This window comes from Agrobacterium sp. a22-2, assembly GCF_012276985.1.
Lineage (GTDB): Bacteria > Pseudomonadota > Alphaproteobacteria > Rhizobiales > Rhizobiaceae > Allorhizobium.
The window spans coordinates 194,359-214,273 of sequence record NZ_JAAXMM010000005.1; the positions used below are offsets into that span (position 1 = coordinate 194,359).

The 19,915-nt window shown below is 61.0% G+C and carries 15 protein-coding genes; 10 read left to right on the forward strand and 5 right to left on the reverse strand.

The genetic code is table 11. The features are described 5' to 3' along the window. Positions 1 to 378 precede the first annotated feature (378 nt). The 4 genes from HFC70_RS09885 to lepB all read left to right on the forward strand — a co-directional run bounded on the left by HFC70_RS09885 (position 379) and on the right by lepB (position 8,483). Positions 379 to 2,247: a methyl-accepting chemotaxis protein gene (locus tag HFC70_RS09885; protein ID WP_168473070.1), complete on the forward strand. Its 1,869-nt coding sequence runs from the start codon at positions 379 to 381 to the stop codon at positions 2,245 to 2,247. A 66-nt stretch (positions 2,248 to 2,313) separates the two neighbouring features. After that, positions 2,314 to 2,895, forward strand: coding sequence for a hypothetical protein (locus tag HFC70_RS09890; protein ID WP_168473071.1), 582 nt, complete (start codon positions 2,314 to 2,316; stop codon positions 2,893 to 2,895). A 680-nt stretch (positions 2,896 to 3,575) separates the two neighbouring features. Next, a complete protein-coding gene (locus tag HFC70_RS09895; RefSeq protein ID WP_168473072.1) occupies positions 3,576 to 7,382 on the forward strand; it encodes a vitamin B12-dependent ribonucleotide reductase in 3,807 nt (1,268 codons plus the stop codon). A 222-nt stretch (positions 7,383 to 7,604) separates the two neighbouring features. Continuing rightward, on the forward strand, positions 7,605 to 8,483 hold the full coding sequence (gene lepB, locus HFC70_RS09900) for a signal peptidase I (RefSeq protein WP_168473073.1): 879 nt from the start codon (positions 7,605 to 7,607) through the stop codon (positions 8,481 to 8,483). A 135-nt stretch (positions 8,484 to 8,618) separates the two neighbouring features. Here lepB and HFC70_RS09905 read toward each other — a convergent pair whose 3' ends face one another. Then, positions 8,619 to 9,329, reverse strand: a complete 711-nt coding sequence (locus HFC70_RS09905) for a lysozyme inhibitor LprI family protein (protein WP_246735716.1) — start codon at positions 9,327 to 9,329, stop codon at positions 8,619 to 8,621. A 243-nt stretch (positions 9,330 to 9,572) separates the two neighbouring features. Between HFC70_RS09905 and HFC70_RS09910 the strand changes: the two genes are divergently transcribed. Beyond that, positions 9,573 to 10,751 (forward strand): DUF1036 domain-containing protein, encoded by a 1,179-nt coding sequence (locus HFC70_RS09910; RefSeq protein ID WP_168473074.1) that lies wholly within the window; start codon positions 9,573 to 9,575, stop codon positions 10,749 to 10,751. 113 nt (positions 10,752 to 10,864) lie between these two features. On the opposite strand, the gene HFC70_RS09915 is transcribed toward HFC70_RS09910, so the two are convergent. Then, the gene (locus HFC70_RS09915) at positions 10,865 to 11,095 is read right to left on the reverse strand and encodes a hypothetical protein (RefSeq protein ID WP_168473075.1); all 231 of its coding nucleotides are present in this window, start codon (positions 11,093 to 11,095) and stop codon (positions 10,865 to 10,867) included. A 172-nt stretch (positions 11,096 to 11,267) separates the two neighbouring features. Between HFC70_RS09915 and HFC70_RS09920 the strand changes: the two genes are divergently transcribed. Then, positions 11,268 to 11,582 (forward strand): DUF1883 domain-containing protein, encoded by a 315-nt coding sequence (locus HFC70_RS09920; RefSeq protein ID WP_168473076.1) that lies wholly within the window; start codon positions 11,268 to 11,270, stop codon positions 11,580 to 11,582. A gap of 15 nt (positions 11,583 to 11,597) precedes the next feature. Here the strand turns inward: HFC70_RS09920 and HFC70_RS09925 are convergent, their stop codons facing one another. Together HFC70_RS09925 and HFC70_RS09930 are read right to left on the reverse strand one after the other, a co-directional pair. Continuing rightward, on the reverse strand, positions 11,598 to 12,911 hold the full coding sequence (locus HFC70_RS09925; RefSeq protein ID WP_168473077.1) for a replication-associated recombination protein A: 1,314 nt from the start codon (positions 12,909 to 12,911) through the stop codon (positions 11,598 to 11,600). Beyond that, positions 12,908 to 14,284, reverse strand: a complete 1,377-nt coding sequence (locus HFC70_RS09930; RefSeq protein ID WP_246735730.1) for a DegQ family serine endoprotease — start codon at positions 14,282 to 14,284, stop codon at positions 12,908 to 12,910. Before HFC70_RS09930 ends, HFC70_RS09925 begins: the two co-directional genes overlap by 4 nt. Positions 14,285 to 14,525: 241 nt before the next feature. Here HFC70_RS09930 and HFC70_RS09935 point away from each other — a divergent pair, with 241 nt between their 5' ends. Both HFC70_RS09935 and HFC70_RS09940 read left to right on the forward strand, forming a co-directional pair. Next, positions 14,526 to 14,867 (forward strand): lysozyme inhibitor LprI family protein, encoded by a 342-nt coding sequence (locus HFC70_RS09935; protein WP_210259222.1) that lies wholly within the window; start codon positions 14,526 to 14,528, stop codon positions 14,865 to 14,867. Between the two features lie 75 nt (positions 14,868 to 14,942). Next, positions 14,943 to 16,106 (forward strand): endonuclease/exonuclease/phosphatase family protein, encoded by a 1,164-nt coding sequence (locus HFC70_RS09940; protein ID WP_168473080.1) that lies wholly within the window; start codon positions 14,943 to 14,945, stop codon positions 16,104 to 16,106. A gap of 55 nt (positions 16,107 to 16,161) precedes the next feature. Here HFC70_RS09940 and ilvD read toward each other — a convergent pair whose 3' ends face one another. After that, on the reverse strand, positions 16,162 to 17,997 hold the full coding sequence (ilvD, locus tag HFC70_RS09945) for a dihydroxy-acid dehydratase (protein ID WP_168473081.1): 1,836 nt from the start codon (positions 17,995 to 17,997) through the stop codon (positions 16,162 to 16,164). Between the two features lie 285 nt (positions 17,998 to 18,282). On the opposite strand from ilvD, the gene msrP reads away from it, so the two are divergent. Together msrP and msrQ are read left to right on the forward strand one after the other, a co-directional pair. Continuing rightward, positions 18,283 to 19,230, forward strand: coding sequence for a protein-methionine-sulfoxide reductase catalytic subunit MsrP (msrP, locus tag HFC70_RS09950; protein ID WP_168473082.1), 948 nt, complete (start codon positions 18,283 to 18,285; stop codon positions 19,228 to 19,230). Positions 19,231 to 19,232: 2 nt separating this feature from the next. Further along, positions 19,233 to 19,895, forward strand: coding sequence for a protein-methionine-sulfoxide reductase heme-binding subunit MsrQ (msrQ, locus tag HFC70_RS09955; protein ID WP_168473083.1), 663 nt, complete (start codon positions 19,233 to 19,235; stop codon positions 19,893 to 19,895). Positions 19,896 to 19,915 lie beyond the last annotated feature (20 nt).

Genomic DNA, 19,915 nt, shown 5'->3' on the forward strand with positions numbered 1-19,915 from the left:
CGAATCAGGAGGAAGAATAAAATGAATTTCAAGCCTTTGATTGACCAAATCTGGGACTGATTGCCGCGACTTAAACACCGGCTTACAAGCCAGGCGCATGGCTGAGGCCTTGATTTTATGGGTTTATGCCAAGCGGCGTTCCGGTGAATATTCTTGATTTCCTATCGGTTGCCTGCAACCCGATCATGAGAGGGATGAACCCCATAATTTCAGTAATTTTTAATTTTCGACTTCTATATATACTGGAATACGCATTTCAAAGATCGCCGACGCCAGGCATGAAGGCCTGAATGTCCTTGAGCGTATGATGTCATTCGGAAATCCCGTACCTTGGGCCAAGATCCCAAAGCGTATCGTAGGCGAAAGTCATATTTTGACATGCTCAATTTTTTCCGCAGCCTCTCCCTGACCATAAAATTGTCCGCGATCATCATCGGGATCAATGTCTGCGGCATCGTCGCGCTCGCCATCTATACCTCGACGAGCGAGAGCCGCTCCATGCTGCAACTAGCCCAGGCGAGCTGGCAGAAGGACACCGAACAGTTCGCTTCGCTCGCGGCGGGCGCGGTGAAATGGGGCAAGGCCAATGCCGTTCAGGAAGTCTATGCGCTCTACCGCGAGGATAGCTCGCTCAACCTGGTGCAGTTCGCCGCCTATAATGCCGAGCTGACGCCGGTCGACGCCTGGACAAGCGAGAAAGCCGGGAACGCCTATACCCCGGCCGAACTGACGGCACTGATCAGCGCAAAGCCCGACAAGACCGTCATCGACGAAAACCGGATCTCCGACGCAATCGTGACGATCATCGCACCGCTGCCGCTCGACAAAGCCGGCAAGGTCCCCGGCTATGTCGCCACCAGCTGGTCCGCAAACGATATTTTCAACGAAGCCCGGCGCAAGGCGCTGTTTGCACTCGCCATGCAATCGGCCGCCATCGTCACCTGCATCGTCGCCTTCCTCTTTGCCATGCGGCTGTTGGTGGGCCAGCCGCTGCAGACCATCACCGATCGCATCACCGCCTTGCAGAATGGCGATAACCAGACCCCCGTCCAGTACCGGCAGAACGGCGACGAAATCGGCTTTCTCGCCCGGGCACTCGAGGTTTTCCGCAACGACGCGATCGCCAAGATCGAGCAGGAGCGCCGCGTCGAAGAACAGCGTCGTTCGATTGAAGACGAGCGGGCCCGTCATGCACGCGCGGCCGAACAGACCGCCGATACGCAGCGGCAGGTCGTCGCAACCCTGGCAGCCGCACTTGCAGAACTGTCGAGGGGGAACTTCACCACCCATCTCGACGAACTCGAGCCTGAATTCACCAGGCTGCAGATGGACTTCAACCAGATGGTCGATGCGGTCGCTGCCGCCATCAGCGAGATCAAGCGCGCATCCATCGCCGTCGAAACCGGTTCCGACCAATTGGCAAGCTCTGCCGATCAACTGGCAAAGCGCACCGAAAGCCAGGCGGCGTCACTGGAGCAAACCGCCGCCGCCCTGCATCAGGTCACATCCACCGTTTCGACCTCCTCCAAGAACGCCGAAAGCGCTGGGTTGCTGGTCAGCGAAGCAAAGGCAGGTGCACAGGCTTCTGCGAGCATCGTTCGCAACGCCATCGGCGCGATGGATCGCATCCAGGATTCCTCCGTCAAGATCGGCCAGATCATCGGCGTCATCGACGAGATCGCCTTCCAGACCAACCTGCTGGCGCTGAATGCCGGCGTCGAGGCCGCACGCGCCGGCGAGGCCGGCAAAGGGTTTGCGGTGGTGGCCCAGGAAGTGCGAGAACTGGCACAACGCTCGGCGCGCGCCGCCAAGGAGATCAAGCAGCTCATCACCGCTTCCAACCAGGAAGTCTCGGCCGGGGTCAGCCTCGTCAACGATACGGGAAATGCGCTTCTGAAGATCGAGGAGCAGGTCAACCACATCAACGACAGCATCGTTCTGATCGTTTCGTCCTACCGCGAACAGTCGTCAGGGCTTCGCGAAATCAACACCGCGATCAACCAGATGGACCAAATGACGCAGCAGAACGCCGCCATGGTCGAGGAGACCAATGCGGCCTGTCACGAGTTGCTGTCGCAAAGCCGGCTGCTGCAAAACGCATCCGGCGGCTTCGTGGTCGCTGGAGCCACTCAGTCCCGCCCGGCACCGGCTGCAGTTCACTCCCGCCCGTCGCCGACGGCAGTCGCCCGCCGGTCTGCCGGCAACGCGGCAATCGCTACCTCTGCCCAGGCCTGGGAAGAATACTGAACAGCTTTGCTTTGAGAGACTGCCCAGAAAATTCAACGATAGCCAACGATCTATGAGGAGATATCCATGACGAAGATTCTAGCAGCATTCTTGATGACATCGGCAAGTCTCACCCTGGCCGCGACCGTGGCATCCGCCCAGGAGGCCCATGTTGCACCCGTCACCGCTTTTCTCCAGGAACAAGTCGCGCCCTGGATCAATGATCCGGCAATCATCGCGGCGATCAAGGCGCAGAATGCCGAACATGCCGCGCTGACCGATGCCGATATCGACGCTCTCGACAAGAAATGGCGCGCCGAAGTCGACGGCACCGACCACACGATGATCGACGCCGTGCTTGCCAATGCCGTGTCCAAGCTGCTCAAGGAGAAGCAGGCCGCTGCCCAGGGCGCCATCGCCGAGGTGTTCGTGATGGATGCCAAGGGTCTCAATGTCGGCCAGAGCGACATGACGTCCGATTACTGGCAGGGCGACGAAGCCAAGTTCCAGAAATCCTTCGGCGCCGGCAAGGACGGTCTGTTCGTCGACGAGATCGAAAAGGACGAGTCGACACAGGCGCTGCAATCGCAGGCTTCGATGACGATCAACGACGAGGCCGGCAATCCGATCGGCGCGATTACCGTTGGTGTCAATCTCGACGCCCTTTAAGAAATTTGTTGACCCGAAAGGGTCGTTCAACACTGCGTCAAGCCGGAGCGTCACCCCCACGCTTCGGCTTTTTTGTTGACTGATTCGGGAAGCGGCGAAGTTATACAGACCCGGCGTGGCAGGCCGCGACATGTCCCATTATGAATATGCGCTGCCACTACCGTTACGGATGCTGACCGCCCGCGACGGGGTCTTAGCTTAAGCTTCGGCCGCAAGCACCTGAAATTCCTGAACGACCCGTCTTTCCCCGTTTTCCACAGCGTAACACCACAAGATATTGTATTAATAATTTGGTCATAAACCACCACTTGACGGAATCATGCCTTTCAAAGTTAATGGGGCCAGTTGCGGCGGCGGCTGAACCGGGAGGGTACGAGACCGGTTCGTTTCAAAAAAATCACCACGGCGAATGGCGGAGATGTCGATGACCGGCTCTCTCCCCACGGGCAAGTTTTTTCGTGATTTTTTGGCTGCCAAAGCTGCACTGGGACTGGCGGCAATAATCTGTTAACACTATATTTAGCGTTTGCAGCCACCATCACCACAAGATACAGAGTCGGTCATCAGATGATGATTCCTCTCAACAGAGCGGGCGAAACGCTGGCTGCATCCATGGCGATGCCGTCGGATGGATATTTATGTGCCTTGCGGGGGCACGAACTTACGAGGGACCAAGGCAAATGCGCATCGAACGTCGTTTCACCAAGCCAGGCCAGGGCGCTTACGCGGAAATCGAATTCCGCAAGGCGATCAGCGAGATCCGCAACCCGGACGGCTCGATCGTCTTCCGGCTGGCCGACATCGACGTGCCGGCGCAGTTCAGCCAGGTTGCGGCCGACATCCTTGCCCAGAAATATTTTCGCAAGGCCGGCGTTCCGGCTCGCCTGAAGAAGGTCGAAGAAAATGACGTGCCCTCGTTCCTCTGGCGCTCGGTTCCCGACACCGAGGCTTTGAAGGCGCTGCCGAAGGACGAGCAGTATGGCTCGGAAACCGATGCCCGCCAGGTTTTCGACCGGCTGGCCGGCACCTGGACCTACTGGGGCTGGAAGGGCGGCTATTTCACCTCCGAGGACGATGCCTCGGCCTTCAAGGACGAGCTTGCCTATATGCTGGCCACCCAGCGCGTCGCGCCGAACAGCCCGCAATGGTTCAACACCGGCATGCATTGGGCCTATGGCATCGACGGCCCCGGCCAGGGCCATTTCTATGTCGACCCCTTCACCGGCAAACTGGTCAAGTCGAAGTCGGCCTATGAACATCCGCAGCCGCATGCCTGCTTCATCCAGTCGGTCGAGGACGACCTGGTCAACGAAGGCGGCATCATGGACCTGTGGGTGCGTGAAGCGCGCCTGTTCAAGTACGGTTCCGGCACCGGTTCCAACTTCTCCCACCTGCGCGGCGAAGGCGAAAAGCTGTCCGGCGGCGGTCGTTCCTCCGGCCTGATGAGCTTCCTGAAGATCGGCGACCGGGCTGCCGGCGCCATCAAGTCGGGCGGCACGACGCGCCGCGCCGCCAAGATGGTGGTGGTCGATATCGACCATCCGGATATCGAGGAATACATCAACTGGAAGGTCAAGGAAGAGCAGAAGGTGGCAGCCCTCGTCACCGGCTCCAAGGTCGTTGCCCGGCATCTGAAGGCGATCATGAAGGCCTGCGTCAATTGCACGGCCGACAACGACGCCTGCTTCGACCCGAACCAGAACCCGGCGCTCAAGCGCGAGATCAAGGCCGCCAAGAAGGACCAGGTTCCGGAAAGCTACGTCAAGCGGGTCATCCAGTTCGCCCAGCAGGGCTACAAGGACATGGAATTCAAGACCTATGACACGGACTGGGATTCGGAAGCCTATCTGACCGTATCCGGCCAGAACTCCAACAATTCCGTTTCGCTGAAGGACGATTTCCTGCGCGCCGTGGAGCAGGATGGCGACTGGAACCTGACCGCCCGCAAGGACGGCAAGGTCATGAAGACGCTGAAGGCCCGCGACCTCTGGGAAAAGATCTCCTATGCCGCCTGGGCATCGGCCGATCCGGGCCTGCATTTCAACTCGACCATGAACGACTGGCACACCTGCCCGGCCGCCGGCCCGATCCGCGCCTCCAACCCGTGCTCGGAATACATGTTCCTCGACGACACGGCCTGCAATCTTGCCTCGCTGAACCTCCTGCAGTTCAAGGATGCCAAGACCAAGAAGATCGATGTCGCCGATTACGAACATGCCGTTCGCCTGTGGACCGTCGTTCTGGAAATCTCGGTCATGATGGCGCAGTTCCCGTCGCGCCAGATTGCCGAACTGTCCTACGAATACCGCACGCTTGGCTTGGGCTATGCCAATATCGGCGGCCTGCTGATGTCGACCGGCATTCCCTATGACAGCGACGAAGGGCGCGCCATCGCCGGCAGCCTCACCGCGATCATGACCGGTATTTCCTATGCCACTTCGGCGGAAATGGCCGCAGAACTCGGACCGTTCCCCGGCTTTGCACCGAACCGCGACAACATGCTGCGCGTCATCCGCAACCATCGCCGCGCCGCCCATGGCGAGACGGTTGGCTATGAAGGCCTGTCGGTCGATCCGGTCGCCCTCATCCATGAGGATTGCACGGATCCAGCACTTGTCGCCCATGCCAAGGCCGCCTGGGACAAGGCACTGGAGCTTGGCGAAAAGCACGGCTTCCGCAATGCCCAGGTCTCCGTCATTGCCCCGACCGGCACGATCGGCCTGGTCATGGATTGCGACACGACCGGCATCGAGCCCGACTTTGCCCTGGTAAAGTTCAAGAAGCTGGCCGGCGGCGGCTATTTCAAGATCATCAACGGTGCCGTGCCGGAAGCGCTGCGGGCGCTTGGCTACAGCGAAAGCCAGATCGCCGAGATCGAGGCCTATGCGGTCGGCCACGGCAACATCAACCAGGCACCGGGCGTCAATCCCGGTTCGCTGAAGGCCAAGGGTTTCACCGACGAGAAGATCGAGGCGATCAACGGCGCCACCAAGGCGGCCTTCGACATCAAGTTCGTGTTCAACCAGTGGACGCTCGGCGTCGACTTCCTGCGTGATACGCTGAAGGTCTCCGAAGAGCAGCTGTCCGACATCAGCTTCAACCTGCTTGAGCATATCGGCTTCTCGAAGAAAGAGATCGAAGCGGCCAATATCCATGTCTGCGGCGCGATGACGCTGGAAGGCGCACCGTTCCTCAAGGCCGAGCACCTGCCGGTGTTCGATTGCGCCAATCCGTGCGGCAAGATCGGCAAGCGTTACCTGTCGGTCGAAAGCCATATCCGCATGATGGCAGCGGCCCAGCCGTTCATCTCGGGCGCCATTTCCAAGACGATCAACATGCCGAACGAGGCGACCGTCGAGGATTGCGGTGCCGCCTACATGCTGTCCTGGAAGCTGGCACTCAAGGCCAATGCGCTTTACCGCGACGGCTCCAAGCTCAGCCAGCCGCTCAATGCCTCGCTGATCGAGGACGATGGCGACGAGGATGCCCTGGAAGAACTGCTGCAGGCACCGGCCGCCGCTCAGGCCGTGATCGTGACCGAAAAGATCGTCGAGCGCATCGTCGAGCGCCTGGTGCGCGAACAGGAAAAACTGCCGACCCGCCGCAAGGGTTATACCCAGAAGGCCAAGATCGGCGGCCACACCATCTTCCTGCGCACCGGCGAGTATGATGACGGCCGGCTTGGCGAAATCTTCCTCGACATGAACAAGGAAGGCTCGGCGCTGCGCGCGCTGATCAACAACTTCGCCATCTCGGTGTCGCTCGGCCTGCAGTATGGCGTGCCGCTCGAGGAATATGTCGACGCCTTCACCTTCACCAAGTTCGAGCCGGCCGGCATGGTCCAGGGCAATGACGCGATCAAGAACGCGACATCGATCCTCGACTACGTCTTCCGCGAACTGGCGATCTCCTATCTCGGCCGCCACGACCTCGCCCATGTCGACACATCCGACTTCGGCAATACGGCGCTCGGCCGCGGTATGAAGGAAGGCAAGGCCGACGCCGTGTCCAAGGGCCTGACCCGCGGCTACAAGCCGGTCCTGGTTTCCGGCCACGGCTCGGCAGCGTCCAGCACAGAGCCCAAGGGAGCTGCAACCGCAGCGCCTGCCAAGGCCTCCGGCGGCGCCACGGTCACGGCGATCGCCGGCAATACAGTGCGCAAGATCGAGCCGGTCATGGCCATCTCGACCTCGGAAGTCGTGTCCTTCAAGCGCGACTACGAAGAACGCGCCGCGGCGCTGGTCGAGGAATATGCCGAGGAACTGGCCGAAGCCGTCGAAAGCCAGGGCCTGTTCACCGACAAGGCGCAAGACGACGCGTCGGCTGCCAAGGCAGAAGCCAAAAAGAAGGAAAGCGAACGCCGCATGCGCTCGATCGCGCAGGGCTATACCGGCAACATGTGCTCGGAATGCCAGAATTTCACGATGGTGCGGAATGGCACGTGTGAGAAGTGCGATACGTGTGGAAGCACGAGTGGGTGCTCTTGAAATAATCCTGTAGAGAGGGTCGACTGATCTGGATCACGTCCCCCTCACGGGCTTCTAATTGGAAAGCCGTGGTGATTAAGTTCATCGCGGCTTTTTTTCATTTGCTGACACAACCGGTCAGCCTTTTCATTAGGTCAACAAGTGCAAATATTTGCATCCTATCGTCGACGGCATCCGGCTTGGGCCGCCGCCATCAGCTTCATACTGTCCCCTGAATTCGGCATGTTTTATCTCGGCAGAGGCCGACTGGGGATCGCCTACCTTTTCGTCAGCGTAGTTGTTGCCCATGTCGTACCTTTTGCATTGCAATATCAACGGATCAGTCATCCGGACTGGATGGTGCTCCTGGTGACCCTCGTCTACAATCTGGCAGGCAGCACCCATGTCTACTTCACCGCGTCACGACAATTGCCGCGCGATCGCTATCCGTGGTTCTCGAAGCTCTACACTTGGTTTCTCCTTTTCTTTCTCGCGCCGCTCTTGATCGCGCTGCTGATCCGAAATCTCCTAGTGCAGCCGTTCAACATTCCCTCGGGCTCCATGCAGCCGACCCTACAAGTCGGCGACTATCTGTTTTCCGAAAAATTGACCTACGGTATCAGCAGGTATTCGCTGATCTTCGGCATAGGTCCGAGCCATCGGATCGGGGGACGGCCGCCCAGACGAGGTGAAGTTGTTATCTTCGCCTTTCCCCCGGAACCCACGCTCAGCTATGTCAGTCGCGTGATCGGTCTGCCCGGAGATCGTATCCAGATGCGCGACGGCAGGCTCTTCATCAACGACGTGATGGTCGACAGGCAGTCCCTGGTGACAACGGACATCCCGCTTCAACCCGGCCAAACACTCTATACCGAACGTTTTCCTGGGGGCGTTGATCACCCCATCATCGAGACAAGCGACAACTCCATCGCTGATGACACTGAGGAATTTCTCGTCCCTGACGGACACTACTTCATGATGGGCGACAACCGGGATAACAGTAACGACAGCCGCTTTGATGTCGGATTCGTGCCCGAAGAAAATATCGAGTCGCGACCGCTCCTGATATTTTTCAATTCAGTAGCTCCGCACAGGACTTGGCTGAGCATCCAACCCGAATAGGAATATCGCAGCCAAATCGCGCGGGGTCGCGGAGGTACTGCATCGGTGATGGGCCGCGATGACAGCACCCATCCTTTGACTACCAAAGCTCCCCCCACACTCCGTCATCCTCGGGCCCGACCCGAGGATCCCCCCTCAGCCGCCGCATTTGTGCTGCGCATCCGGCAGGATCCAGCTTTCGCCGGTGCGCTGGTTGGTGGTGAGGAAGAGGCGGCCGCCCGAATCCGGCGGGCAGTCGCGGTCGATTTCGATCAGGCACAGGACGACGGGGTCGCCGGGCTTTGAGCGGGCGACCTGCTCCTCCCGGTTATAGGAAACGCCATAGCCCTCGTTGGCATAGTCGATGCCGATGCCGGCGCTGAAGTCGGCGTCTTCCATATCGAGGCGCGGATGGACATCCAGCACGGTGGTTGCGCTGCAGTCTCCAATCGCCGAGGGGATTTTTGACGACACGATCGGCTTGCCCTTCACCATCATCGTCGCCGAGACATCCTTTAGATCCGTGTCGCGATCGCCGGATATCTCCCAGACTGCGGCGATATAGGTGGCGAGGATGCAGGACGTATTGCGCCCGCAATCGTGCCGGTCGGCTAAAAAGTTGCGAAGCCTGTGCTTGAGGTCTTCCGGGTCCGCGGCAGATGGCTTGGCGCCCTGAAAACGCTTGTTCAACAGTTCGTCGAATGTCGACAGCCGCTTGTCCTGACAGACCGCCTGTTCATCCGGCAACCGTGCCCTGGTGCAGTCGAAGCCGGCCGCCTGGCTGGTGCCGGCCACGAACAGCGTGCCGGCAAGGCAGGCCCAAAGGCCGGCAACACAGGGGATCAGCAGCTTTGGGTTCAAGGTCATGGTGATCAGCTTCCGGGATTCTGTCGAGGCTATCTGGCGGTCGGATGTCATGCGGACGAAATGTCGTCGGCCCCCTCAACGAGTTGTAGAGACCGTCGGACAAACCGGCAATGGCCGCGCCGAAGACATTGAACGGTAAAGCCTGGTGCCACGCCGCTGCACCCCGCAAAAGTCTTGGCCGAATCTCCCGTCACGCGCTAACGTTGCGCTCAAGGTCAGAGATCGACGGCGTGGGGGCAAGGCATGACGCACAGGGTTTTGAGCAGAGGTCGCAGGAGTGCCCGCCGGTCGGGTGCGCTGGCGCTGGCCCTTTTCGGCGGCTTTTCCGGCCTCGCCGTCTCTGCCGGCAGTGCGACAGCCGAGGTGAATTTCTGCAATGAAACCAAGGTGCGGCGCAGCGTGGCGATCGGGTACAAGGGCGAGAGCGATTGGCAATCCTCCGGCTGGTGGAATATCGAGCCCGGCGCCTGCGGCAAGGTCTATGACGGGCCGGTGCGCAACCGCTATTTCTACTATCGCGCCATCGATCCAAAGGGCCAGTTCCAGGGCGAGAATTACCTGTTCTGCACCCAGCCGAAGAAATTCGACATCACCGGACAGAAGGATTGCGCGGCGCGCGGCTACCGGCTCGACGATTTCGCCAAGGTCGACATCAAGACGCCCGGCGAAGACCTGACTGTCAAGATCAGCGGACCGGACGCCCGCGTGACCGCCGAACCCGGAACGCCGCAGGTGCCGGCCAAGGCGCCGGAGCCGTTCGGAAAGCCCAAGCCCGACAGCGCCGCGAAGGGGCCGATCGCCAAACCGAAGGAGCCGGAAGCCTTTTCCATTCCCGATCCCGGCGCCTATGGGCAACCGACGACGATTACCGGCATTTTCAAGGGCTGCGAGCCGGTCGACGGCAAGACCGCCTGCACCGTGGTGGCCGACAGCTGGAAATATGTGGCGACAGACGACGGGCGATCGCCGTCCGACCTGTTCGAGCAGATGGCGAAACTTCCGCTCAACAGCGGCGTGACGCTGTCCGGCGATCTCGGCATCGAGGGCGACACGTCAGTCGATATTACGCTGCGCTCCGTCGAACCCGAGGAGGGCGCGCTCGACGCTCCTCGCGGCCAATTGTACAACAGTCTGGTCGGCGCCTGGCGCAGCACCGAAGACGCGCGCAGCACGATCCGCTTCGTCGAGGATGGCCGCAAGTTCGACTATTATGACGGAAATGCCGTGGCCGAGGGTCAGTTCAAGGTCGGCGTCGATTGCGGCGGCGTGCCGTCAACCGTCGAGCAGCCGCTGGTCACGGTGCGGTCGGATGCTGATCCGGCTGTGTCCTGCTACGGGCTGCTGTCGGTGACGCCGGATGCGCTCTCGCTCATGCATCTGCCGCGCGGCAATCGGCTCGACTATGTGCGCGACGCCAATTGAGCACCCGTCTTTCATTCTGGCCAAAAAAATGCCCCGCCCGGAGAACCGGAACGGGGCAATGGAGGTCGGAGGGGAATTTGCTGGTCTTCAAGCGGTGGATCGCTCGATAGGGTTTATGCGCCGAGCTCGCCACGCTCGCGCCAATACCGCAGCCGCAGGCGCGGCGCGATCCGCCAGGCAATGAACGGCGTGACGCAAAAGGTCACCACGACCACGGCCGGAATGAGATATTTGGCGTTTTCGCCAAGCGCCGGGATCGACAGGACCGTGACGGCGCCGATGCCGAATACCACGGCATTGACCATCATGGCGACGGCAATGGCGATATAGGTGTTGGTGCTCATGACGGTCTCCTGTGGTTTGATTTCCCTCCTTCAACGCCATAGGCTGGATTAAGTTCCACAAAAATCGACCGGGCGCGCACGGGGCGCCATGCGGCACTGTAAACCAACGATTTTTTAACCGGCTTGGTGTAGTTTAGCATCAACGAAAACAACCATGCGAACGAGGGGCAGAATGTCCAAGCCGACTTTCCGCTTTACCCATTACGACCTGAAGGAACAACGCGCCGGCGCCATCATCGAAGTGACGCTCTCGGCCGTCAACAATGTGCGACTGATGACCGCGCCGAACTTCCAGCGCTTCAAGGAAACGCTGGATTTCAAATGGGTCGGCGGTGTGGCCAAGAAATCACCGATCAAGGTGACGATCCCCGAAAGCGCTCATTGGCACCTGATCGTCGACATGGAGGGTCATCACGGCCTGGCCGAATCCTCGGTCAAGATGATCGCACCGCCCGCAGCAGCGCCACGGATCAACAAGGCCTCCTGATCGCAACGGTTTCGCTCAGCTTTCGCCGCGCTCGCGGCGCAGCTTGGCCCACCAGTCCAACCGTTTCTTGATATCGCGTTCGAAGCCACGCTCCACCGGCTCGTAGAACTGTTTGCGGCCGATCTTTTCGGGAAAATAGTTCTGCCCGGAAAAGGCGTCCGGCTCGTCGTGGTCGTAGCGATAGCCGTCGCCATAGCCCTCGCCCTTCATCAGCTTGGTCGGGGCGTTGAGGATGTGCTTCGGCGGCAGCGCCGACCCGTTTTCCTTGGCAACCCGCATCGCCGCCTTGAAGGCGGTATAGACAGCATTCGATTTCGGCGCAGTGGCCAGATAGACGCAGGCCTGCGCCAGCGCCAGTTCGCCTTCCGGCGAGCCGAGATAGTCATAGGCATCCTTGGCGGCATTGCAGATCACCAGCGCCTGCGGATCGGCCAGGCCGATATCCTCGACCGCCATGCGCACCAGCCGGCGGCCGAGATAGAGCGGATCCTCGCCGGCATCGAACATCCGGCAGAGATAATAGAGCGCCGCATCCGGATCCGAGCCGCGCACCGATTTGTGCAGGGCCGAGATCAGGTTGTAGTGACCGTCCTGCGCCTTGTCATAGACCGGCGCGCGGCGCTGGACGATCTGCGTCAGGCCTTCGGTGTCGAAGATCTCGCCTGCGCGCGCCGCGCGCCAGACCTCTTCGGCCAGCGTCAGCACGGCACGGCCGTCGCCGTCGGCCATGCGGATCAGGCTGGCGCGGGCGTCATCGTCGAGCGGCAACGCCCTTCCCTCGGCCTCCTCCGCCCGCGTCAACAGCGTCGCGAGGCTGTCCTCGTCATGGGATTTGAAGGTCAGCACGCGCGCGCGCGACAGAAGAGCGGCGTTGAGCTCGAAGGACGGGTTTTCGGTGGTCGCGCCGACCAGGATGACCGTACCGTCTTCCATCACAGGCAGAAAGCTGTCCTGCTGGGCGCGGTTGAAGCGGTGGATCTCGTCGACGAACAGCAGCGTCTGGCGGCCATCCATGCGGCGCAGGCGCGCACCCTCGAACACCTTCTTGAGATCGGCGACGCCGGAGAAGATCGCCGAGATCTGCTCGAAAGCAAGACCGGCCTCGCCGGACAACAGCCGTGCGACGGTGGTCTTGCCGGTGCCGGGCGGCCCCCAGAAGATCATCGAGCCAAGCGAACCGGACGCGATCATGCGGGCCAGCACGCCGTCCTTGCCGGTCAGGTGTTCCTGGCCGGTCACTTCGGCCAGCGTCTTCGGCCGCAGGCGGTCGGCCAGCGGCCGCTTGGCCGCCACATCGCCTGGAACCTGCGGCGCGAAGAGATCGCTCATCGGAACATCTGCCTTATGCGCTGGCCATCGCGTTCGATCTCGACGCGCCAGAAATCGGGTTCGGAGGCGACCACGGCTGCCATGTCGGCGGTCGAGCCGATCGTCGTGCCATTGACCGACACGACGATGTCGCGCGGCTGGAAACCGAGGCGTGCCGCCAGCGAGCCCGGCTCGATCCTGGAGATCACCACGCCGGTCGCCTCGGCCGGCATGCGCAGTTCATAGGCCATGCGCGGCGAGAGATTGGCGACCGTCACGCCGGAAAACGGACTGCCGCCGGCAATGGTGCGCTCGTCGCGCGGATTGGTTTCCGGCGCTGCGGCCAGTTCCATGGTCAGCTCGCGGACCTTGCCGTTTTCGGCAACCGTCAGGGCCACGGATTTCCCAAGGCCAGCCGTGGTCAGCCGGTAGCCGAGCGCATCGGGATGCTCGACGCCGATGCCATTGACGGCGGTCACCACCTGGCCGGGCTTGAGGCCCGCCTTGTCGGCCGGCCCGCCTTCGACGGTGCGGACGACCAGGGCGCCGAGCACCTTGTCGAGGCCCAGCGCTTCGGCGACATCCGATGTCACGGGCTCGAACGAGGCGCCGATATAGGGGCGCTCGAAACTGGCAGCGCCGGTATCGGCGGCGGCCAGAAAGACCTTCACCAGATTGGCTGGAATGGCAAAGCCGATGCCGTTCGAGCCGCCGCCCTTGGAGAAGATGGCGGTGTTGATGCCGATCAGTTCGCCCTGCATGTTCATCAGTGCGCCGCCGGAATTGCCGGGATTGATCGAGGCATCGGTCTGGATGAAGAAGCCGAAATCGCCTTCCGTCACCTGGTTGCGGGCCAGCGCCGAGACGATGCCCGAGGTCACCGTCTGGCCGACGCCAAAGGGATTGCCGATCGCCAGAACCAGGTCGCCGACATCGAGCCGGTCGGAATCGCCGATCGTCAGGGCGGGGAACTGCTCCTTGGCATCGATCTTCAACACGGCCAGATCCAGCCGATCGTCCTTCAGCACCACCTTGACCGGGAATTCGCGGCCGTCCGACAAGGCCACCTTGATCTCGTCGGCGCCCTCGATGACGTGATTGTTGGTGACGACGGTGCCGTTGGCCTCGACGATCACGCCCGAGCCGAGCGACGACTGCTTTTCCGTGCGGTTGGGCATGCGCTGGCCAAAGAACTGCTCGAAGAAGGGGTCGCCTGCAAACGGAGACCGCCGCTGCACCATGCGCTCGGCATAGACATTGACCACGGCACCATGGGTCTGCTTGACCAGCGGCGCAAAGGACAGTTGCATCTCCACCTGGCTGGTGGGCACGGTCTTGGCTGTCTGGGCAGTCTGGGCATGCACACCAGGCGCCATGGTGAGTGCGGCGACCATCGTCGCGATCACGGTGCTAACCAATACGCGCATTCGATTCTCCTGCTGAATTCTCAATTTATCGTTCTAGGCCCGCTGGCCGGACAAGCAAAACAGAAAGATGCCGAGCAAGCAGTGCGGCGATCATTTAGACGTGAATCGAACAATTCCAAGGCAATGCGCGTTGAAAGGCTGTGGCGCTGCGCGCAGTGCTGCCAGAAGCCGCCCAACCTTGAGGAAATATCCCATGCCCCGTCACTCCATGACCATCGCAGCCGCCCTCCTGGGAGCCTTCACCCTTTCGGCTCCCGGCCATTCCCAGGCCGCCAGCTTCGATTGCGAGAGCAAGGAACTGAAGGCGGACGAGCAGGCGATCTGCGACACCAGAGCGCTCAACGACATGGATGTGAAGATGGTCACGACTTTCGAGCTGCTGTCGGGCCTGCTGGCCATGGGCAATCGCGGAGAACTGCAGGACCAGCAGATCGCGTGGCTGACCAAGAGGGGCGAATGCAAGGCCGACATCGGTTGCCTGACGGCCGCTTATGCCGCACGCCTGGCAGAACTGACGACCGTCTATGACGGGATAGAACGGCCAAAGTGAATTTCACATAGCCTATACACTCTGAAGCTGCATTCGTGTTAATTTCACCTTCGTCCCGAGACAGAGGTCTGAAGCATGGCGCAGGCGTTCAAGATTACATCCTGGAATGTCGAATGGCTGGTCGATTCCTTCGGTGTAGCGAGCGGTCGGTTCAAGCCCAAATCGAAGAGTTTTACCGGTACGCGTCCTTCAAAAGAGGAAGCAGAGGCCAAGCTTCAGGCGCTGAGAAACGAGGTGCTGGAGATTGATGCGGATGTCCTGTTCCTGATCGAAGGTATCCGTGGCTCCGAGGTGATGGCGGAATTCGCCGAGACCTATCTCCAGGAATACGAACTCATTCGGCATGAGGGCCAGGACGACAAGGCCTATGATACGCTGGGCGAACAGTGGATGTGGTTTCTGGTCAAGCCGGACCTGCGCGCATCGACCGGCGCGCACCTGCTCGATTTGTCCATCTGGAAGTCCTATACGGCCGATGCCTCGCTGATGGGGCACAAGAACGGCAAATGGTTTTTCTCGGCGCCCAAGCTCGACAAAAAGGGCGAGATCGTCGGTGCGAATATTCGCCACGAGCATGAACATTACCGCCACCCGCAGGTGCTGGTCATGTCCTATCAGGGACGGCGCGTGGAGATCATCGGGTGTCACTTCAAGAGCAAGCATATCGGCATCGATGTGCCGAAGCGGCAGCCGGGCGAAGACGACAAGGCCTATTTCGACCGTGCCGACGTCACATGGTTCATGGCCAATGCGCATCTGGCCCGGTCCAAGCTGACCACGGAAGCCACGGACGTCCGCTATTATATCGACAAGCGCTTCTCCCAGGAAGAACTGCCGATCATCTTCGTGATCGGCGACCTGAACGACGGGCCGGGCAAGGAATTGCTGGAGCGGGAATACCTGCTGCACGACCTGATCGGGGTGTTGCAAGGGGACGTGTTCTTCGCGCGCAAATTTCTCAATCACGCCCTGTTCGACTATCCGCAGAATTTGCGTTGGACGGCGCGGTTCGAAGATGAGCTGGACCCGGCGCGTGCCCCCACCATCCTGCTCGACCATATCACCTTTACCGAGGCGCTGAGCCGGCGCGGTCTTGGACCGCTGATCGTCAACCCGCACTCGGGCAAGGTGGAGCACGAGATCCACGACAGGATCAATGCCGTTTTGAGTGCCAAGTCAAAGACCAGCGACCACGCCCCGGTCAGCCTTGTGGTGTCTCGGTATGAGGGAGACGCTTGAACGAAACGACCCGGCACAGGGCCGGGTCGCTGGACATTCAAGATGTCCGGACGTCTTACTCCGGCAAGATCCGCACAGCGCCCTTGTCGGCGCTGGTGGCAAAGGCAGCGTAGGCCTTCAGCGCCGTGGTGACGTTGCGCTTGCGCGGTTGGGCCGGCTTCCAGCCGAAGGCATCCTGCTCGGCGCGGCGGGTCACCAGAACGTCATCCCCGACGCGCAGCGAAATGCTGCGGTTCGGGATATCGATGTCGATCATGTCGCCTTCGCGCACCAGGCCGATGAGGCCGCCATTGGCGGCTTCCGGCGAGGCATGGCCGATCGACAGGCCCGACGTGCCGCCGGAGAAGCGGCCATCGGTGATCAAGGCACAGACCTTGCCGAGGCCCTTCGACTTCAGATAGCTGGTCGGATAGAGCATTTCCTGCATGCCGGGACCGCCCTTCGGGCCTTCGTAGCGGATGACGACGACGTCGCCGGCAACCACCTCGTTGTTGAGGATGCCCTTGACGGCGGCATCCTGGCTTTCGAACACCTTGGCCGGGCCGGAAAATTTCAGGATGCTCTCGTCGACGCCGGCCGTCTTCACGATGCAGCCGTCGAGCGCGATATTGCCTTTCAGCACGGCTAGGCCGCCATCCTTGGAGAAGGGATGCTGGGCATCGCGGATGACGCCGTTTTCGCGGTCGGTATCAAGCTCTTCCCAGCGCGACGACTGCGAGAAGGCAGTCTGGGTCGGCACGCCGCCGGGTGCGGCGCTGAACAGTTCCAGAGCCTTGGGATTGTCGGTGACGGCAATGTCCCAATTGGCGATCGCCTCGCCCAGAGTGGCAGAATGCACCGTCGGCAGATCGGCATTCAAAAGGCCGGCGCGGTTCAACTCGCCGAGGATGGCCATGATGCCGCCGGCGCGGTGCACGTCTTCCATGTGAACGTCGGCCTTGGCCGGCGCGACCTTTGACAGGCACGGTACGCGACGGGACAGGCGGTCGATATCGTCAAGGGTGAAATCGACCTCGCCTTCATGGGCCGCCGCCAGGATATGCAGAACGGTATTGGTCGAGCCGCCCATGGCAATATCCAGTGCCATGGCATTCTCGAAGGCACCCTTGGAGGCGATGGTGCGCGGCAGGGCCGTGACATCGTCCTTCTCGTAATAACGACGAGCAAGGTCGACGATGCGGCGGCCGGCTTCCAGGAACAGTTCGCGACGGTCCGAATGGGTTGCGAGCGTCGAGCCGTTGCCGGGCAGCGACAGGCCGAGCGCTTCTGTCAGGCAATTCATCGAATTGGCGGTGAACATGCCCGAACAGGAACCGCAGGTCGGACAGGCCGAACGCTCGATGGTCTGCACGTCTTCGTCGGAAATCTTGTCGTCGGCGGCCGCCACCATGGCATCGACCAGATCGAGCGCCACCTTCTTGCCGTGCATGACGACCTTGCCGGCTTCCATCGGGCCGCCGGAGACGAAGACCGTCGGGATGTTGAGGCGCAGCGAGGCCATCAGCATGCCGGGGGTGATCTTGTCGCAGTTGGAGATGCAGACCATGGCATCGGCGCAGTGGGCGTTGACCATGTACTCGACCGAGTCGGCGATCAGTTCGCGCGACGGCAGCGAATAGAGCATGCCGTCATGGCCCATGGCGATGCCGTCATCGACCGCGATGGTGTTGAACTCCTTGGCGACGCCGCCGGCGGCCTCGATCTCGCGGGCCACCAGCTGGCCGAGATCCTTCAGGTGCACATGGCCCGGCACGAACTGGGTGAACGAGTTGACCACCGCGATGATCGGCTTGCCGAAATCGCTGTCCTTCATGCCGGTGGCGCGCCACAGGCCGCGTGCACCGGCCATGTTGCGGCCGTGGGTCGTTGTTCTTGAACGATAGACTGGCATCGGTGTTACCTCGGATCTTTTCGTGGTTCTTGGCCGGTGTCGGGTGCAGTTCCGTGAGACGGATGGTGCACGAATTGCCGGATTTTGGGCCTGTCCTAGTGGATAGAGCCGAAACTGTCACTATCAGCATAGCGCAAAACGGTACGGTTGCCACGGCCTGTAAAACTCTCACAGCCCAAACACGAAAATGTGGCTGCAGAGATTCTTTTACAATGGGTGAAACAATGGTCAGTTGCGCTACGTATAGTATTCGAGACCATCCAGCAGACATTGGGAGACTAAGCCATGCCCGTCTATCATCCGCCAAAGATCGCCGGTTCGGATATCACGCCGCAGACGGTCTACATGAACCGCCGCACGATACTGGGCGCTGCTGCCGGTGGGCTGGCCTTTGCCGCGGCTCCGAGTGCCTTTGCCGCAGCGCTTTCGGCCAGAGCGACCGACTATACGGTCACCGAAAAGCTGACCACCAAGGAAGATGCGACGAGCTACAACAACTTCTACGAATTCGGCACCAGCAAATCCGATCCACTGCAGAATTCCGAGGCCTTCAAGCCGACGCCGTGGCGGGTGGAGATCGGCGGACTGGTGAACAAACCCACCGTGATCGGCATCGATGACATCATGAAGGACTTCACCATGGAGGAGCGCATCTACCGCATGCGCTGCGTCGAGGCGTGGTCGATGGTCATTCCCTGGATCGGCTTCCCGCTGTCAGCCCTGCTCGATCGTGTCGAGCCGCTCGGCAGTGCCAAATACGTCGCCTTCGAGACGGTGGTTCGCCCAGAAGAGATGCCCGGCCAGCGCGGCCTGTTCCAGCCCCTGCCCTGGCCCTATGTCGATGGTCTGCGCCTTGACGAGGCCCGCAACCCGCTGACGATCCTGGCCACTGGCCTTTATGGCGAGACCCTGCCGAACCAGAATGGCGCGCCGCTGCGCCTTGTCGTGCCGTGGAAATACGGGTTCAAGGGCATCAAGTCGATCGTCAAGATCACCCTGACCGAAGAGGAGCCACCCTGCACCTGGAACAGGTCGGCGCCGAGCGAATACGGCTTCTATGCCAATGTAAACCCGGCGGTCGATCATCCGCGCTGGAGCCAGGCAACCGAGCGGCGCATCGGCGAGGCCGAAGGCCTGTTCGGCGGCGCACGCATGAACACCCTGCCGTTCAACGGTTATGCCGAGGAGGTCGCCGGCCTTTATTCCGGCATGGACCTCTCGGTAAAGTTCTGATCATGACGCTGCCGTCCCTTCCCGCCCGCTACAGACCGGCCTCGATCTGGGCTCTCTACGCCATCGGCCTGATCCCCGGTCTCTGGGCGTTCTACCAGGGTATCTTCGGCGGGCTGGGGGCCGATCCGGTCCGGACCTTCGAACACCTGCTCGGGCTCTGGGCGCTGCGTTTTCTCTGTCTGGGGCTGCTGGTCACTCCGATCCGCGATCTCTTCGGCGTCAACCTGATTGCCTATCGCCGGGCGCTCGGCCTTCTCGCTTTCTACTATGTGCTCGCGCATTTCACCGTCTATCTGACGCTCGACCGCGGCCTGATCTTCTCGTCGATCTTCGGCGACATTGCCAAGCGGCCCTATATCATGCTGGGCATGGCGGCGCTGATGATGCTCATCCCGTTGGCCGTCACATCGAACCGCTGGTCGATCCGCAAGCTCGGGGCGCGCTGGGTCAAGCTGCACAAGCTGGTCTATGCGGTGATCGCCGCCGCTGCCCTGCATTATGCCCTGTCGCTGAAGGCGATTACCGGGGAGCCCGCCTTCTACATCACCGTGGTCATCGTCCTGCTGGTCTACCGGTTGGTCCGGCCAAAGATCATGGCATGGAAACGCGCCAACAAACCGAGCGGCAGAGCCGGACGGTCCGTCGTGGCAAACGCCGGCGAATAGCGACTGCAGGGTTCGGCGGC